Source organism: Pantoea sp. RCC30.1 (genome assembly GCF_058148845.1).
Genome location: NZ_JBXUHX010000029.1, coordinates 17,224 through 32,780 on the forward strand (window position 1 = coordinate 17,224; position 15,557 = coordinate 32,780).

The window sequence follows — 15,557 nt, forward strand, 5'->3', positions numbered from 1 at the left end:
TCATGATGTCACGTAAATTTCGTCCCGGGCTGCACGCGTTCTGGTTGTGGATCAGGCTGTTATGGAAACGCATTGATGAAGATGGCATGACGACCCAGGCCGGTAATCTGGCCTTTGTCTCATTGCTGGCGCTGGTGCCGCTGATTGCGGTTGTGTTTGCCCTGTTTGCAGCATTTCCGGTCTTCTCAGATATCAGCGTGCAGTTAAAGCAGTTTGTCTTTAACAATCTGATGCCCGCTGCCGGTAACACGCTGCAACGCTATCTTGAGCAGTTTGTTGCTAACGTAAACCGGATGACGGCGGTCGGAGCGGTGGGCCTGATTGTGACCGCCTTACTGCTGATGCATTCGGTCGATACCGCGCTAAATACTATCTGGCGCAGCAATAAGAAGCGGCCGATGGTTTACTCCTTTGCGGTCTACTGGATGATCCTGACGCTCGGCCCGCTGCTGGCGGGAGCCAGTCTGGCGATTAGCTCCTATCTGCTGTCGCTGCGCTGGATTAATGCGACCGGCGTCACCAGCCTGGTCGATCAGATGCTGCGTATTTTTCCGCTTCTGCTATCGTGGCTCGCCTTCTGGTTGCTCTACAGTATTGTTCCCACCCAGCGGGTGCCGCCGCGCGATGCGCTGATTGGCGCGCTGGTAGCCGGTGCGCTGTTTGAGCTGGGTAAAAAGGGCTTTGCGCTCTATGTTACTATGTTCCCTTCATATCAGTTGATTTACGGCGTACTGGCCGTGATCCCCATTCTGTTTCTCTGGGTCTACTGGACCTGGTGTATTGTGTTGTTAGGCGCTGAAATAACCGTCGCGTTAGCCGACTATCGGCAGTTAAAACAGCAACACAAAGAAGAGCAACGCGAGGAAACATGATTGCATTGATTCAACGCGTGCAGCACGCCAGCGTCAGCGTCGATCAGGACGTGATCGGCGAAATCGGTGCCGGCTTACTGGTTTTGCTGGGCGTGGAAAAGGGCGATGACAACGCGCGTGCGGAACGTCTCGCAGAACGCGTATCAGGCTATCGCATCTTTAGTGACGAGCAGGGCAAAATGAACCTGAGTGTCCGCCAGGCGGGCGGAAGTGTGCTGGTGGTGTCGCAGTTTACGCTGGCCGCAGATACGCAAAAAGGGATGCGCCCCTCCTTTTCGGGTGGCGCTGAGCCAGCTGAAGCCGAACGTCTGTATGAATATTTTAGCGACTGCTGTCGCCAGCAGGGGATTACCACGGCGAACGGACGTTTTGCTGCAGATATGCAGGTCTCGCTGGTGAATGATGGTCCTGTAACGTTCTGGTTGCAGGTGTGAGATCGTCAGCTGAGCGGCAGGGAATGGGCCACATATCCGAGCGGGAGAAACATTACATGTATCACCTTCGCGTGCCACAGACGGCGGAAGAGCTGGATATCTATTATCAGTTCCGCTGGGAGATGTTGCGTAAACCCCTGCGTCAGCCGCAGGGGTCGGAACGTGACGCCTGGGATGCTCTGGCGCATCACCAGATGGTTGTTGATGAGCAGGGAGATCCGGTCGCCATTGGCCGTCTCTATATCAATGCCGACAATGAGGCCGCTATCCGCTTTATGGCTGTTCATCCTTCGGTGCAGGGGAAAGGGCTGGGTACGCTGATGGCGATGACCCTGGAATCAGTGGCGCGTCAGGAAGGCGCTAAGCGGGTGACCTGTAGCGCCCGCGAAGATGCTGTCGCGTTCTTCGCTAAGCTCGGCTACATCAATCAGGGCGAGATTACCGCGCCGCAGACTACGCCGGTGCGCCACTTTCTGATGATCAAACCTGTCGTTACGCTCGATGATATCCTGCATCGTGCCGACTGGTGCGGACAGCTGCAACAGGCCTGGTATGATCATATCCCGCTCAGCGAGAAGATGGGTGTCCGTATTCTGCAGTTTACCGGGCAGAAATTTATCACCACCATGCCTGAAGCGGGTAACCAGAATCCACACCAGACGCTGTTCGCTGGCAGCCTGTTCTCGCTGGCAACGCTGACCGGCTGGGGATTGATCTGGCTGCTGCTGCGTGAGCGTCATCTTGGCGGCACCATTATTCTGGCGGATGCGCACATTCGCTACAGCCATCCCATCAGTGGACGGCCTGGCGCGATTGCTGACCTCGGCTCACTAAGCGGCGATCTCGATCGTCTGGCGCGCGGACGCAAAGCGCGTGTGCAGCTTGAAGTGGAGCTTTTTGGCAATGATGAGTGTGGCGCGGTGTTTGAAGGGGTCTATATCGTCCTGCCCGCCGATCCGGATGGGCCGCTGGAAGAGGGCGGTTCCGGCGCACGTATCAATTAATCATAAGGGCCGCATCAGCGGCCCTTAATGTTATCAATGTACCTGGCCCGCCTGCATGTTCTGCTGTACCTGCTGACTGTCCGTGGTCACCGACAGAGTGCCATTAACCGTCGGGCGCAGTGGCTGACCTGCGGCTAATGCCCCGCTCAGTTGCAGCTGCATATTGCTGTCACCGGTTAACGGCAATGCGGGCCATCCCCAGTTCTGCAACACATTCACCGGCACTGCACGCCCCGTTAGTTGCAGCGTCAGCGGACGGGCTGGCTGCTGGCCTACGGTAGCCGTCCCTTCCAGCAACCCCTTATTACTGAACGCACTCAGCTCGGTAACCTGAATCTGCTGCGGGTCTGCAGTCAGCGCAATCGACGGATGACGCAGATCGGTGCGGTTAAAGGTCGATTCTGCCGCGTTCAGGCTGAGCTTACCTGACCAGATCCCCCACTGGTGCTGCTGCGCCAGCAGCAGGTTCTCGCCGGAGCCATCCAGTGAGGTCAGCTGGAAGGGAAATGCCGGATTGATGTCGATGATCAGGTTACGGTTAGAGGAGAAACGCGTCACCTCTACGCTATCCAGCCACTCAGGCAGTGTCGCCTGCCAGCGGTCACGCCAGTCCTGCGGCAGGGTGTATTCCAGTCCGGCAACGGCCAGATTTTTTAGCGTCAGGCGTTTATCGTTGCGTGACCAGTCACCGTCAGCCCGAATCACCCCATTCGCCCAGCGCGAACTGAACTGCGTCAGCGCCAGGCCCTGCGGTGAGAAATCCAGATTAACGATGGGATCATTAAGTTCGAATCCACCGTTGATAAAATTGCTGGCATTCAGCGCCAGCGAACCATCGTTACTCTGCCAGTCATCTCCCTGCCAGTTAACGTTTCTCAGTGTCAGATCCAGATCCGTCACCGCCCAGTCAGGACCCTGCAGGCGGGCATCGGTCAAGTCGAGGCGAGTAATGGCAATCGAGGGGACAACCTGCAGGCTATGCAGGAAGTCTTTCAGGCTGCTGGTGGTCTGCAGACGAATGTCGTTCAGTCGCAGCTGATTGATTTTCCAGTTGCCCTGGGCATCGCGCTCACCGTTACCGGTCATAGAGCCACGCGCCAGGTCGGCACCAATATTGTCAAAGCGCATCCGCCCCTGAGAAACACTGCCCTGAATCAGGACATTCTCACCCGGCACTTTATTCAATGTCATGCTGCCTGCGCTCATCTGGAAGCGGGCATCGCGACCCAGCATATCCAGGGCAGTGGGTTTCCACGGCAAAATGCCGCCATTAACCTGCTGAGCAAAAAGCGGTAACGCGCTGTTGGGGCTGTCGATACGCATATTGTTGAGTTGCAGGCGGTCGGCCTGAATCGGTAGCGCGCTGCCGGGTGCCAGATTGGCCAGATTCACTTCTCCATCGCGCAACTCAAGGCTGCTGAAATGCAGCGGATCGCTGAACTGAATCAGTGCCAGACCGAGATCGACCCGTTTCGCCACCAGCACCGCAGGCTGTCCATCGTGTCCAAAGCTGAAGTCATCCAGAATGATATGAGAGGGGGAGGAGAAATTGTGTTCAATTTTACTCAGGGAGAGATGCCATTCGGTTTTGTCACTCACCCAACGGCTAAACCAGCCTGCACCCCACTGTGTCTGCAGCAGAACATAGATCACGACCAGGGTGAAAAGCAGCAGCAAAAGTAAGGTGAGGAAAAACTTTCCAAGAAATTTCATAGCATCCTTCCCGAGTTAAATCCGGTGAGAGGTTGTTATGCCTGAATTACCGTTACAGCTCAACAGCCTGGATGTAAATCCGAATAATTAGCAGGCAGGCCGAAGCCTGCCTGTGGCCTTACTTCTCTGGCGGAAAAATCAGGTTGAGTACGATAGCGGTAATACCGCCCGCCGCAATACCGGAAGAGAGCAGGGTTTTCAGCCAGTCAGGCGCAAACTGCAGGATCAGCGGCTGCTGGGAAACGCCCAGGCCCACCGCCAGCGACAGCGCGATAATCATGATAGCGCGACGGTTAAGCGGCTCACGTGACACGATGCGAACGCCCGAGGCGGCGATGGTGCCGAACATCACAATCGTTGCGCCGCCGAGCACCGGTTCAGGGATCATCTGCACCAGCCCGCTGACCGCCGGGAACAGCCCCAGCACAATCAGCATCAGCGCGACAACAAAGCCCACGTAGCGGCTGGCAACGCCGGTTAACTGAATCACGCCATTGTTCTGACCGAAGCAGGAGTTAGGGAAAGTATTAAACAGTGCGGAGACAAAGGAATTGAGGCCATTCGCCAGCACGCCGCCTTTCAGGCGTTTCATATAGAGCGGGCCGCTGACAGGCTGCTCTGACACATCCGAGGTGGCAGTGATATCACCGATGGTCTCCAGGGAGGTCACCATAAACACCAGCATCAGCGGGATGAGCAGATTCCAGTCGAAACCCAATCCGTAATAGAGCGGGGTCGGCACCACGATCAGCGGCTGGTTAGCAGGGATACCTGCTGCAGGCAGCATCCCCATCGCCCAGGCCAGCAGATAGCCTACGGCCATGGCAAGGACCAGGGAGGCAACGCGCAGGTAGGGGTTCTTCTGCCGGTTAAGCAGCACGATCACCAGCAGCACAGCCCCGGCCAGCATCAGATTTTTCGGTGCGCCAAAGGTATGGTCGCTCATCGCGCTAAAACCGCCGCCAATCGAGGTCAGGCCCACCTGAATGAGTGACAGGCCGATGATCATCACCACGATACCGGATACCAGCGGTGTAATGATCCGACGCGCCAGGTGTAATACGCGTGACAGCACCATTTCGGTACAGGAAGCCACCATCAGCGTGCCAAACAGCGCCGCCATCATGGTGGGCACATCAGCACCGCCATTTTTCAGCGCCATCCCGCCCATAATCAAAGGCGTAACGAAGTTGAAGCTGGTGCCCTGAATCGACAGCAGGCCCGAGCCCACCGGTCCCCAGGTTTTGATTTGCAGCAGTGATGCCACGCCCGAAGCAAACAGCGACATGCTGATAACATGCCGGGTATCTTCTGCGGGCAGGCCTAGCGCCTGACAGATCAGAATGGCTGGTGTGATGACCGCAACAAACATCGCCAGCAGGTGCTGACCGGCAGCAAAAAGCGTTTGCGGCAGAGGTGGACGATCTTCAAGACGATAAATAAGTTCGCTTTGCGAGGCGGAAGGCTGGTCTGGCTGCGGATTGGTGGACATCTTCTGTTCTTCCCAAAAAATAATGTGGCGATTGTAATCATCCGCCGGGCAAAAGCAATCGTTTGCCCGGCGAGGATAAAAAAGGCCGACTCAGATGGAGATCAATCAGACGTTGGTGAAACGGGTGTTCTCTGGCAGCCAGCGTTCAATCAGGGCGCTGGCCTGCTCGGGATAGTGCTGGTGGATGTGGCGTGCCACACGCTGAACTTCCGGCACCATCGCCGCATCGCGCAGCAGGTCGGCCACTTTAAATTCTGCATTGCCGGTCTGACGCGTGCCTAGCAGTTCACCCGGCCCGCGAATCTCCAGATCGAACTGGGCAATAACAAAGCCGTCATTGCTGTCGCGCAGCACCTGCAAACGCTTCTGCGCTGTCTTGCTTAGTGGCGCTTTGTAGAGCAGCACACAGTGCGATGCTACGGCACCACGACCCACACGGCCCCGCAGCTGATGCAGCTGCGCCAGTCCTAACCGCTCCGGGTTTTCGATAATCATCAGGCTGGCATTCGGCACGTCCACACCGACCTCAATCACGGTCGTCGCTACCAGCAGCTGCAGTTCATTCGCTTTAAACGCCTGCATTACTGCCTGTTTTTCAGCGGGTTTCATGCGGCCATGCACCAGTCCGATATTTAAGTCGGGCAACGCGGTTTTCAGGGATTCCCAGCTGGCTTCTGCCGCCTGTGCTTCCAGCAGTTCTGACTCTTCAACCAGCGTGCAGACCCAGTAGGCCTGACGTCCCTCCCGGCAGGCATGCTCAACCCGCGCCACAATCTCCTCGCGTCGCGTATCGGGGATGGCTACGGTAGTCACGGGTGTACGTCCCGGCGGCAGCTCATCGATGGTTGAGGTATCGAGATCGGCATACGCGGTCATCGCCAGGGTGCGCGGAATCGGTGTGGCGGTCATGATCAGCTGATGCGGATGGAAACCCTGCTCCTCGCCTTTTTCCCACAAGGCCAGTCGTTGGTGGACGCCGAAGCGGTGCTGCTCATCAATAATGACCAGCGCCAGACCATTGAATTGCACCTGCTCCTGAAACAGAGCGTGTGTGCCCACGACCATTGCCACCTGACCGCTGGCTATCGCTTCCTGTTGTGCCTGGCGGGCTTTGCCTTTCTGTTTTCCGGCCAGCCAGCCGACTTCAATCCCCAGCGGCGCAAACCACTGGCGGAAGTTACTGGCGTGCTGCTCAGCCAGCAGTTCGGTCGGCGCCATCAGCGCAACCTGCTTGCCATGTGCGATAACGTTCAGTGCAGAGAGCGCAGCAACCAGTGTCTTGCCCGAGCCGACATCGCCCTGCACCAGCCGCATCATCGGGAAATCATTGGCCAGATCTTTCTCTATCTCCGCCACCACGCGCTTCTGCGCGTTGGTCGGCGAGAAGGGCAGCGCGGCCAGCAGCTGGTCACTGAGATTGTGTCGCGGAGGCATCGGTAACGCGTAATAGCGCTGAGCACCAGCGCGCACCGCCAGCATGCTGAGGTTATGCGCCAGCAGTTCTTCCAGAATTAATCTGCGTTGTGCCGGATGACGACCACTTTCCAGCTCGCTGAGCCGGAGATCGGGCGGCGGACGATGCAGTGTGCGCAGCGCATCAGGCAGGCTGATCAAGCCGCCGCTCAGTTCCTGCGGTAGCAACTCGGCAATCGGGCAGCTTTCCAGCAGCGTCAGCGCCTGGTCGGTGAGATTACGCAGCGTGGCCTGTCGAATACCTTCGGTGGTGGGATAAACCGGCGTTAAGGTCTCTTCCAGCGTCACATTGCTCTGTTCGCCCTGGATGCGGTATTCGGGATGAATAATCTCAGCGCCACGCTGACCGCGCTTAATCTCACCATAGGCAGTGACGCGACGTCCCGGCGACAGATTGTTCTTCATACCGGCATTGAAATTAAAGAAGCGCATCGTCAGTACGCCGCTACCATCGCTGATCTGGCACACCATCATCCGGCGGCGACCAAAAGTGATATCAGTGTGCAGTACTTCGCCCTCTACTGTTGCCCAGATACCGGGCAGCAGATCGTCAATGGCGTAGAGTTGGGTGCGATCTTCGTAACGTAGCGGGAGATGGAGCAGGAGATCCTGAATAGTGTGCAGGTCAATTTTGGCCAGTTTAGCTGCCTGGCTGGCACCGACGCCGGTCAGGGTACTGAGCGGGATGGCATCCAGCAGACGGCCTTTCATCTTCTTTTACCGGTCGACTGCATGGTTGCCCACCAGCTGGCATCGGCGTCGACCTCACCCTGCGCATTGATGCGCGGATAGGGTAGACCTTTCTGCTTTGCGACCCGCGCCAGTACCGGGAATCCGCCTTCGAACAGCAGCCGTTGCTGTTCATCTTCATCCAGCAGGCTGTAATCGCGGAGGTAAAGACCGGCGTTCTGCCGCTGCCGCTGGGCTTCATAGAGGATAAGCGCGCAGGCGACCGAGACATTCAGCGACTGCACCATACCTACCATTGGAATCACGATCTGCCGATCAGCCAGCGCCAGGGCTTCTTCGGTGATGCCGGTTTTTTCCTGACCCATCAGAATGCAGGTTGGAAGGGTATAATCGATCTCACGGAAATCCACTGCATCGGCGGAGAGATGGGTCGCTAAAACCTGCATCTTCTGCTGCTTGAGCTGTTTTACGGCATCGCCGATGGTGGGATGGGTGACCACTTTCACCCAGCTGTTGCTTCCGGCAGACGCGGAAGCCTGAGTGCGCATCCGCTGGCTTGGCCAGACGGCATGCACTTCGTGGATGCCGACAGCGTCGGCCGTGCGGATCACCGCTGACACATTGTGCGGTTTATGCACCTGCTCCATGCAGACCGTCAGGTCGTGCTGGCGCAGTGCCAGCATCTCCTGAATCCGGGCAAATCGTTGATCGTTCATGCCTAGTTACGGTTACGGTGGACTTTGATCACATCCGGCATCACGCGAATTTTACGCATGATATTCGCCAGATGGACGCGATCACGTGCGGTCAGGCGGATAAAGGCGCTGTAGACGCGGCCATCACGCTCTTCGGTATTCAGGCTCTGAATATTGGAGCCCGCCGTGTTGATTGCTGCCGTCAGGTTAGCCAGCGCGCCCTGATGATTAAACATGTCGACTTTGATTTCCGCCACGAACTCCTGCTCGGTGACTTTATCCCACTCGACCGGCATGAATTTTTCTGGCTCTTTCTGGTAGCCACGAATATTCCGACAGGATTCATGATGCACCACCAGCCCTTTACCGGGACTGACATGGGCAACGATCGGATCACCAGGAATCGGTCGGCAGCATTTGGCAAAGGTAATCAACACGCCATCTGCGCCTTTGATCGGCAGTTTACCGCGCTTGCTGTTACTGCTGATGGCGTTGCTGTCAGCCTGCAGCAGGTTCTTCGCCACCACCACGCTCATCGCATTGCCCAGACCGATTTCCGCCAGCAGATCGTCAAGCGAGGTCAGCTTCATACGATCCAGCTCCTGCCTGATATTCTCAGGCGGGATTTCAGCCAGTTTACGGCTGCCGCCCAGCGCATGGCTGAGCAGGCGGCGACCCAGATTGACGGAGTCTTCGCGCTTGAGGTTTTTCAGCAGCTGGCGAATTTTGGCACGAGCTTTGGAGCTTACGACAAAGTTGAGCCAGGCGGCGTTAGGACGGGCGCCTGGCGCGGTGATGATCTCAATCGTCTGACCGCTGGTCAGAGTTTGCGACAGCGGATAAGGCTGGCGGTCAACGCGTGCGCCGACGCAGGCATGGCCGATATCGGTGTGAACCGCATAGGCGAAGTCTACGGGTGTCGCGCCGGTTGGCAGCTCAACAATGCGGCCTTCAGGCGTAAAGACATAGATCTCATCCGGGAAGAGATCGGACTTCACGCTTTCGATAAATTCAAATGAACTGCCCGCACTCTGCTGCAGCTCCAGCAGGCTTTGCAGCCAGCGTTGAGCGCGAATCTGTGCGGTGGTGCCACTTTCGCCCGCCTGTTTATAAGCCCAGTGCGCAGCGACCCCCATTTCCGCCATCTGATCCATATCCTCTGTGCGAATCTGCACTTCAACCGGCACGCCGTGCGGACCGATCATGGAGGTATGAAGGGATTGATAGCCGTTGGCTTTAGGGATGGCGATGTAATCTTTAACGCGGCCCGGACGCGGCTTATACAAGCTGTGCATCTGGCCCAGAACGCGATAGCAGGTATCCAGATCTTTCACGATGACGCGAAAGGCATAGATATCCATGATCGAGTGAAAACGCTGCTCTTTCAGCGTCATTTTGCGATAGATCGAGTAAAGATGCTTTTCGCGACCGCTGACGCGGCAGGGAATGCCCGCTTCCTGCAAACGGCCATCGATCTCAGAAAGAATCTTCTGGATCATCTCTTTACGATTACCGCGCGCGGCTTTCACCACCTCTTTAATCACCCGATAACGGTTCGGGTAAAGAGCCTCAAAACCAAGCTCTTCCAGCTCTGTTTTAAGATGGTGAATACCCAGTCGATGCGCCAGCGGACTGTAAATCTCTAATGTTTCCAGCGCGATGCGGCGACGTTTATCCGGGCGTAAGGCTCCCAGGGTGCGCATATTGTGGGTGCGGTCAGCCAGCTTGATGAGAATGACGCGGATATCCTGCACCATCGCCATAATCATCTTGCGGAAGTTCTCTGCCTGCGCCTCTTTCTTGTCGCGGAATTTCAGCTTATCCAGCTTTGAAACGCCTTCGACCAGCTCCGCCACGCTTTTACCGAACAGCTGTTCCATGTCCTGGTAAGTGGCTGGCGTATCTTCAATCACGTCATGCAGCAGCGCGGCCATGAGAGTTTCATGGTCGAGCTTCATTTCCGCCAGAATACAGGCCACGGCAACCGGATGGGTGATATAAGGCTCACCGCTGGAGCGTGTCTGTCCCTCGTGGGCATCACGTGCGACAAGGTAGGCTTGCTGGAGGCGCTTGATCTGCTCCTCTGGCAAGTATTTTTCAATCAGTTGATTGAGGCTTTCAAACAGATACAAGGGCGACCTGCAGGTGGCTGTTAACGACGACCTTCAGCGATAGCGGTAACGGCCTGTAACTCAGCGGCTTCCTGCTCTTGCTGTTCCTGACGATCACGCACATCTAAAATCTGATTGGTGACCAAACCTTCTTCGATTTCGCGCAGGGCGATAACGGTAGGTTTATCGTTCTCTTCCGGAACCAGCGGATCTTTACCGCCAACCTGCATCTGACGTGCACGACGTGCAGCGACCAACACCAGGTCAAAACGATTACCAACTTTTTCTACTGCGTCCTGAACGGTTACGCGTGCCATAGGTGTGCTACTCCACAGATGAAGAAATGACTGCGCATCATACTGAAACTGTATTCAGACTGCCAACAGTTTGCTGATTAAAGCATCGTGACGCGCCTTCTGACGCGCCATACGCAGACGTTCTGCGCGAATAATGGTTTTCAGATCGGACAGCGCCAGATCAAAATCATCATTCACAATTAAATAGTCATACTCGGCGTAGTGGCTCATTTCCGCTACTGCCTGAGCCATGCGACGCGTGATGACCTCTTCGCTATCCTGACCACGACCGCGTAAACGGCGATCGAGTTCTTCTTTCGAAGGCGGCAAAACAAAGATGCTGCGTGCGCCAGGCATTTTAGCGCGGATTTGCTGCGCGCCCTGCCAGTCGATGTCGAGAAACACGTCAACGCCGGTTGCCAGCACCTGCTCAATAGCATGGCGTGACGTACCGTAGTAGTTGTCGAAAACTCTGGCATGTTCGAGGAAAGCGTCTTCCGCGATCATCTTCTCAAATTCATGTTTCTCAACAAAAAAGTAATGTTCGCCATGGGTTTCACCCGGACGCATACCGCGCGTCGTGTGCGAAACAGAGACCTGCGTGTCATACAACGGCTGGGTCTTTAACAGAGCCTGAATCAGGCTGGATTTCCCTGCACCGCTGGGAGCAGAAACAATATAGAGCGTGCCTTGAGCCATGGTTTTCTTGAATTGATTAAAAGCGGAGTCGATTTCCTGCACAGTATACACACCTTCCCGTTGCCACGCAGCGTTTGCGCAGCGGCAGCCCCCAACTTTTGCGTATCTTCACGCAAATGTCTGTCGGACCGCTGTAATTAAACCCTTAATGTCAGGGCATCCCTTCCACAACCGAGCATCGCCCATGGCTGACGCTAACGCATTGATGTTGAATGCCACAAAACGTCAGGGGAAAGATGATGAAAAAATTCGGCTGTCCGCTGTTTGCGGCTGTTCTGTGGTTCGCCCTATGGCCTGCGCATAGCGCCCTTTGTCCGGTCTGGACACCCATCCGGGCGACCGAAGAGATCCGCCGTCTGCAACAGCAACTGCAACACTGGGATGACGCTTACTATCGCCAGGGGCAAAGTCCGGTGGCTGACGAGGATTATGATGCGCTGCAGCAGCGACTTGTTGATTGGCAACAGTGCTTTAGCGCTTCTCAGCCCACTTATTACCCGCAACTGCCGGGTAAGGGTGAGCACCTGCATCCGGTCGCCCATACTGGTGTAAAAAAGATGCGCGACAAGCTGGCGCTGGCTTACTGGATGCAGGGGCGACGCGATCTCTGGGTGCAGCCAAAAGTCGATGGTATCGCCGTTTCACTGGTATATCGCCATGGCAGGTTGGTCTCTTTGTTAAGTCGTGGCGATGGATTGCGCGGTGAAGAGTGGCTGGCTAAAGCTGCCTGGATCCCGGCAATTCCGCTGCATATTGAGACCCCTCTCGACGAGGTTGTGCTGCAGGGTGAGCTATTTCTGTCGATGACCGGTCATCAACAGGCCATTGATGGCGGTAAAAATGCGCGCTCACAGGTTGCTGGAGCCATGATGAGTAAGCAGTGGGTGCCCCTGCTGGATTCGCTCGATGTTTTCATCTGGGCCTGGCCAGATGGTCCCGCAACAATGACGGAACGCCTTGAGCTACTCAGCCGCTGGGGATTAGGCGTTGCGGCAAAATGGAGCCACAGCGTTAAAGATGAAGAGGAAGTTGCACGCTGGCGGGATCACTGGTTTCATGCTGCGCTGCCCTTTGTCACTGATGGTGTCGTGGTTCATCAGAGTTTTCGACCTGCGGGCAAAAACTGGCTGCCGGGAGAGGGAACCTGGGTCGTTGCCTGGAAATATCAGCCTCCTGAAGTCAGCGCTGAAGTGCTCTCCGTCGATTTTCCTGTTGGCCGTACCGGGAAAATAGCGGCAGTACTTAATCTGCAGCCGGTGCAGCTGGATGATAAGACGGTCAGGCGGGTCAATGTCGGATCGCTGCGTCGCTGGCAGGAGAGCGATATCGTGGCGGGAGATGTAATCACGCTGAGTCTGGCGGGTCAGGGGATTCCCCGGCTGGAGCGAGTGATCTGGCGCGTGGCAGAGTGGAACTATCCTCAACCTCCCGACGCGTCGCGTTACACGCCGCTGAGCTGCTACACCTTCAGCGCTGAGTGCCAGAAGCAGCTACTGGCAAAATTACGCTGGCTCAGCCAGAAAACGGTGCTGAATATCTCCGGTGTTGAGCGCGGCACCTGGCTGCGCTTACTGGAAACCGGCAGTGTGACGCATCTGTTTAGCTGGCTGACGTTAACACCGGAACAGATCGCCGCCGCAACGGGTCTCTCTCCGGAGCGGGCGGGTCAGCTCTGGCACCGTTTTAATCTCACCCGGCAGCAGCCGCTTCGTCGCTGGGTGGATGCCTTAGGCGTTTCACTGCCGCGAAAAGCCCTGAAGTCACTGCCCGATCAGCAGTGGGAGAGTTTAACACAGCGGGATGTTATGGGCTGGCAGGCTTTACCGGGCGTCGGAGCGGCGCTGGCAAAGCGCCTGTTTGCGCAGTTTCATGATGCCCGCGTGCAGGCGCTGATTGTGTTCCTGAAACAGCAGGGTATTCCTGCCTCCTCAATGCTCGGGATGGGGATAGTTGAAAATCGGCAAACCGAGGCGGAAGCGCAGAGCCAGTAAACGGGCAAAGAAGCCGAACAGCAGGGTAATGATAATCACTGCCTCATGCGCCAGCGTAGTTTTCAGCAACAGGATATACATCCAGCCAGAGGCGAAAGCGATACCGGCGTAGAGTTCCTTCTGGAACACCAGTGGAATGCGGTTACAGAACATATCACGCAGTACGCCGCCAAAGACGCCGGTAATTACCGCGCTTATCGCGGCAATAATCATGGCGTGTCCGGAATCGAGCGCAACCTGCGCACCAATAATAGAGAAGACCACCAGTCCCAGGGCATCCAGCACCAGGAACACTTTGCGCAGGTGTGTCATCAGGGGCGCCAGGAAGGTAGTGACGACCGCCGCTGCCGCCACAATCATGATGTACTCGGGATTTTTCACCCAGCCCAGTGGATAGTGACCCAGCAGGATGTCGCGTACCGAACCACCGCCAATCGCGGTCACTGAGGCAATAATAATGACACCGAACAGATCCATTTTGCGGCGACCCGCCGCCAGCGCACCTGTCATCGCTTCAGCAGTAATACCAATAATGTAGAGAACGGTCAGTAACATAGCAGACTCCAGTAAGGCGACGGCATTGGTCAGGAGACGGCGACTGAGATTTTCTGGCGATCGGCGTCCGGGATTAGCGCAGTTTATACCAGTCAGCCCCGGCGTCCGCATAGAAAGACTTTTCTGGAGAGGGCATGCCGCAGACACTTGAGGGGAAAGAATGTACAGCAGACTTGTACGTTGCAGCCCGATGTTTAACGGCTCTGGACTGTGGGAGTTAACCGACCGTGACTGCCAGATGATCGCTGGAAGCAACAGGTTATAAAGGAGAGGTTTAAGGATGAATGGTGCGGATAAAAAAATGAATCGGGAAAAGATAAAGACAGATTTAATAAAAAGAAAAGGCGTGCTGATTAACAGCACGCCAACGCATCGTTTCGGATGCTCAGAGCCCACCATACAGACTTATTTTATTATTTGTTTCTTGCAAGAACTTTAACAAATGCATTCAGGCTAAAGTGGTATTCCGGCTGGAACCATGAACGACCATAGTAGCAGTAAATCAGCATGCGAATGGAAGCCATCGCAAGGTAACCCCAAATTGCACATAATACTGAAGGTGTCAGCCAGACGGTGAATAAAGTTATGGCAAGTCCGGCTAATACCGACGAGGTTTCAGCAAAAGCGATACGGGTATATTGTTTTTCACGCTGTAATATCGCGCGGTAATGCTGGCCCTGTGGGATGATAATAAACACCACTGAGACCATCTGTAGCATTAATTCCAGCTGAGGTTGATCAAACAGGCTGTTCAGCAGGTGGCTGGCCGTAAATAACAGACCAAACATTGCGACACCTATCAACATATTACCCCAGTAGATCGTGGAGAGATCGTTGATAGAGAGCATGCAGCGGCGAATCAGCGTATTGGAGAAGCCACGATCGGCCAGAGTATCGATAGCCAGTAAAGCAATCACGGCAATCGCCAGCAGGTTCAGTTCATTCGCCTGCAGAATCTGCGCCAGCAATGAGAGCTGCAGTACGCCGATGCCAATAATTTTGATTGAAGAGAGCAGAGACCATTTTGCGTTATTAAGACTGCTTTCACGGATTGCCATAATATACTCGTTAGAGTCCATCGACTCTGTGAGAATTAAATAGTTGTGTAACGGCAAGGAGAAGTTGCTGTGACACCGTTAGTAAGTGCATTTTTTCCGGCCGAAGTCCTGAAAATCCTTTCAGGCTTGCCATGTTGTTATGGATTCAATCAAATGATGCCCGGATAAAAAATAGATATCCCTGGTAAAGTCACTGTTTCGTGTCATGGCGGAATTCCCTGCAGCTAATAAGAATTCCGCCAGATCACGAATAAATCCTGTTGTAGTTTTATATTCTCCTGCCAGCATCCTTGCGGCAATCTCAACGCATTCTTTTTCTGATAACTAAGGAACCGTTGAGCGGTCCATGACCTTCTTACTGCTTTATCATTATGGGTATTGCTGTGTGTGGAATGATTTATACATTGTTTTATTTAATTTAACACCATAAGAAAAGTCTGATTACGCGACCGCAGAAATAAATGGTTTCACTCT

13 protein-coding genes are annotated in these 15,557 nt (G+C 55.3%); 4 read left to right on the forward strand and 9 right to left on the reverse strand.

Features of this window, described 5'->3' with window-relative positions; genetic code table 11:
• The first annotated feature begins 2 nt into the window (after positions 1-2).
• The 3 genes from AC2LB6_RS19960 to fabY are packed head-to-tail and all read left to right on the forward strand — an operon-like array spanning position 3 to position 2,310.
• Entirely contained in the window at positions 3-872 is an 870-nt protein-coding gene (locus AC2LB6_RS19960; protein WP_090967236.1) for a virulence factor BrkB family protein, read from the forward strand.
• Entirely contained in the window at positions 869-1,306 is a 438-nt protein-coding gene (dtd, locus tag AC2LB6_RS19965) for a D-aminoacyl-tRNA deacylase (protein WP_490094840.1), read from the forward strand. Before AC2LB6_RS19960 ends, dtd begins: the two co-directional genes overlap by 4 nt.
• A 56-nt stretch (positions 1,307-1,362) precedes the next feature.
• Positions 1,363-2,310 (forward strand): fatty acid biosynthesis protein FabY, encoded by a 948-nt coding sequence (fabY, locus tag AC2LB6_RS19970; protein ID WP_090967234.1) that lies wholly within the window; start codon positions 1,363-1,365, stop codon positions 2,308-2,310.
• A gap of 33 nt (positions 2,311-2,343) precedes the next feature.
• Here the strand turns inward: fabY and AC2LB6_RS19975 are convergent, their stop codons facing one another.
• The 7 genes from AC2LB6_RS19975 to gmk form a co-directional block, all read right to left on the reverse strand.
• Positions 2,344-4,023 carry an AsmA family protein gene (locus AC2LB6_RS19975; RefSeq protein WP_490094841.1) on the reverse strand — a complete coding sequence of 560 codons (1,680 nt, stop codon included), beginning with the start codon at positions 4,021-4,023 and terminating at the stop codon, positions 2,344-2,346.
• A 118-nt stretch (positions 4,024-4,141) separates the two neighbouring features.
• Positions 4,142-5,515, reverse strand: a complete 1,374-nt coding sequence (locus AC2LB6_RS19980; protein ID WP_490094842.1) for a nucleobase:cation symporter-2 family protein — start codon at positions 5,513-5,515, stop codon at positions 4,142-4,144.
• Positions 5,516-5,620: 105 nt separating this feature from the next.
• Positions 5,621-7,699 carry an ATP-dependent DNA helicase RecG gene (gene recG, locus AC2LB6_RS19985; RefSeq protein WP_090967231.1) on the reverse strand — a complete coding sequence of 693 codons (2,079 nt, stop codon included), beginning with the start codon at positions 7,697-7,699 and terminating at the stop codon, positions 5,621-5,623.
• Positions 7,696-8,394: a tRNA (guanosine(18)-2'-O)-methyltransferase TrmH gene (gene trmH, locus AC2LB6_RS19990; protein WP_490094843.1), complete on the reverse strand. Its 699-nt coding sequence runs from the start codon at positions 8,392-8,394 to the stop codon at positions 7,696-7,698. The genes recG and trmH overlap by 4 nt, the downstream gene beginning before the upstream one ends.
• Positions 8,395-8,396: 2 nt before the next feature.
• Positions 8,397-10,505: a bifunctional GTP diphosphokinase/guanosine-3',5'-bis pyrophosphate 3'-pyrophosphohydrolase gene (gene spoT / locus AC2LB6_RS19995; RefSeq protein WP_010258411.1), complete on the reverse strand. Its 2,109-nt coding sequence runs from the start codon at positions 10,503-10,505 to the stop codon at positions 8,397-8,399.
• Positions 10,506-10,525: 20 nt separating this feature from the next.
• Entirely contained in the window at positions 10,526-10,801 is a 276-nt protein-coding gene (gene rpoZ, locus AC2LB6_RS20000) for a DNA-directed RNA polymerase subunit omega (RefSeq protein ID WP_003851346.1), read from the reverse strand.
• A gap of 54 nt (positions 10,802-10,855) precedes the next feature.
• Positions 10,856-11,479 (reverse strand): guanylate kinase, encoded by a 624-nt coding sequence (gmk, locus tag AC2LB6_RS20005; RefSeq protein WP_490094844.1) that lies wholly within the window; start codon positions 11,477-11,479, stop codon positions 10,856-10,858.
• Between the two features lie 239 nt (positions 11,480-11,718).
• Between gmk and ligB the strand changes: the two genes are divergently transcribed.
• Positions 11,719-13,470, forward strand: a complete 1,752-nt coding sequence (gene ligB, locus AC2LB6_RS20010) for an NAD-dependent DNA ligase LigB (protein WP_490094861.1) — start codon at positions 11,719-11,721, stop codon at positions 13,468-13,470.
• On the opposite strand, the gene AC2LB6_RS20015 is transcribed toward ligB, so the two are convergent.
• Positions 13,408-14,025, reverse strand: a complete 618-nt coding sequence (locus tag AC2LB6_RS20015) for a trimeric intracellular cation channel family protein (protein ID WP_008926964.1) — start codon at positions 14,023-14,025, stop codon at positions 13,408-13,410. The genes ligB and AC2LB6_RS20015 overlap by 63 nt on opposite strands.
• A gap of 413 nt (positions 14,026-14,438) precedes the next feature.
• Positions 14,439-15,083 (reverse strand): oligosaccharide flippase family protein, encoded by a 645-nt coding sequence (locus AC2LB6_RS20020; protein WP_490094845.1) that lies wholly within the window; start codon positions 15,081-15,083, stop codon positions 14,439-14,441.
• Between the last annotated feature and the right edge of the window lie 474 nt (positions 15,084-15,557).

Bases quoted from the DNA above. Each gene is read 5' to 3' on its own strand.
- AC2LB6_RS19980 (WP_490094842.1), bottom strand. From the start codon at position 5,515: ATGTCCACCAATCCGCAGCCAGACCAGCCTTCCGCCTCGCAAAGCGAA.
- AC2LB6_RS20015 (WP_008926964.1), bottom strand. From the start codon at position 14,025: ATGTTACTGACCGTTCTCTACATTATTGGTATTACTGCTGAAGCGATG.
- AC2LB6_RS19975 (WP_490094841.1), bottom strand. From the start codon at position 4,023: ATGAAATTTCTTGGAAAGTTTTTCCTCACCTTACTTTTGCTGCTGCTT.
- fabY (WP_090967234.1), top strand. From the start codon at position 1,363: ATGTATCACCTTCGCGTGCCACAGACGGCGGAAGAGCTGGATATCTAT.
- recG (WP_090967231.1), bottom strand. From the start codon at position 7,699: ATGAAAGGCCGTCTGCTGGATGCCATCCCGCTCAGTACCCTGACCGGC.
- AC2LB6_RS20020 (WP_490094845.1), bottom strand. From the start codon at position 15,083: ATGGCAATCCGTGAAAGCAGTCTTAATAACGCAAAATGGTCTCTGCTC.
- rpoZ (WP_003851346.1), bottom strand. From the start codon at position 10,801: ATGGCACGCGTAACCGTTCAGGACGCAGTAGAAAAAGTTGGTAATCGT.
- gmk (WP_490094844.1), bottom strand. From the start codon at position 11,479: ATGGCTCAAGGCACGCTCTATATTGTTTCTGCTCCCAGCGGTGCAGGG.
- ligB (WP_490094861.1), top strand. From the start codon at position 11,719: ATGAAAAAATTCGGCTGTCCGCTGTTTGCGGCTGTTCTGTGGTTCGCC.
- AC2LB6_RS19960 (WP_090967236.1), top strand. From the start codon at position 3: ATGATGTCACGTAAATTTCGTCCCGGGCTGCACGCGTTCTGGTTGTGG.
- dtd (WP_490094840.1), top strand. From the start codon at position 869: ATGATTGCATTGATTCAACGCGTGCAGCACGCCAGCGTCAGCGTCGAT.
- trmH (WP_490094843.1), bottom strand. From the start codon at position 8,394: ATGAACGATCAACGATTTGCCCGGATTCAGGAGATGCTGGCACTGCGC.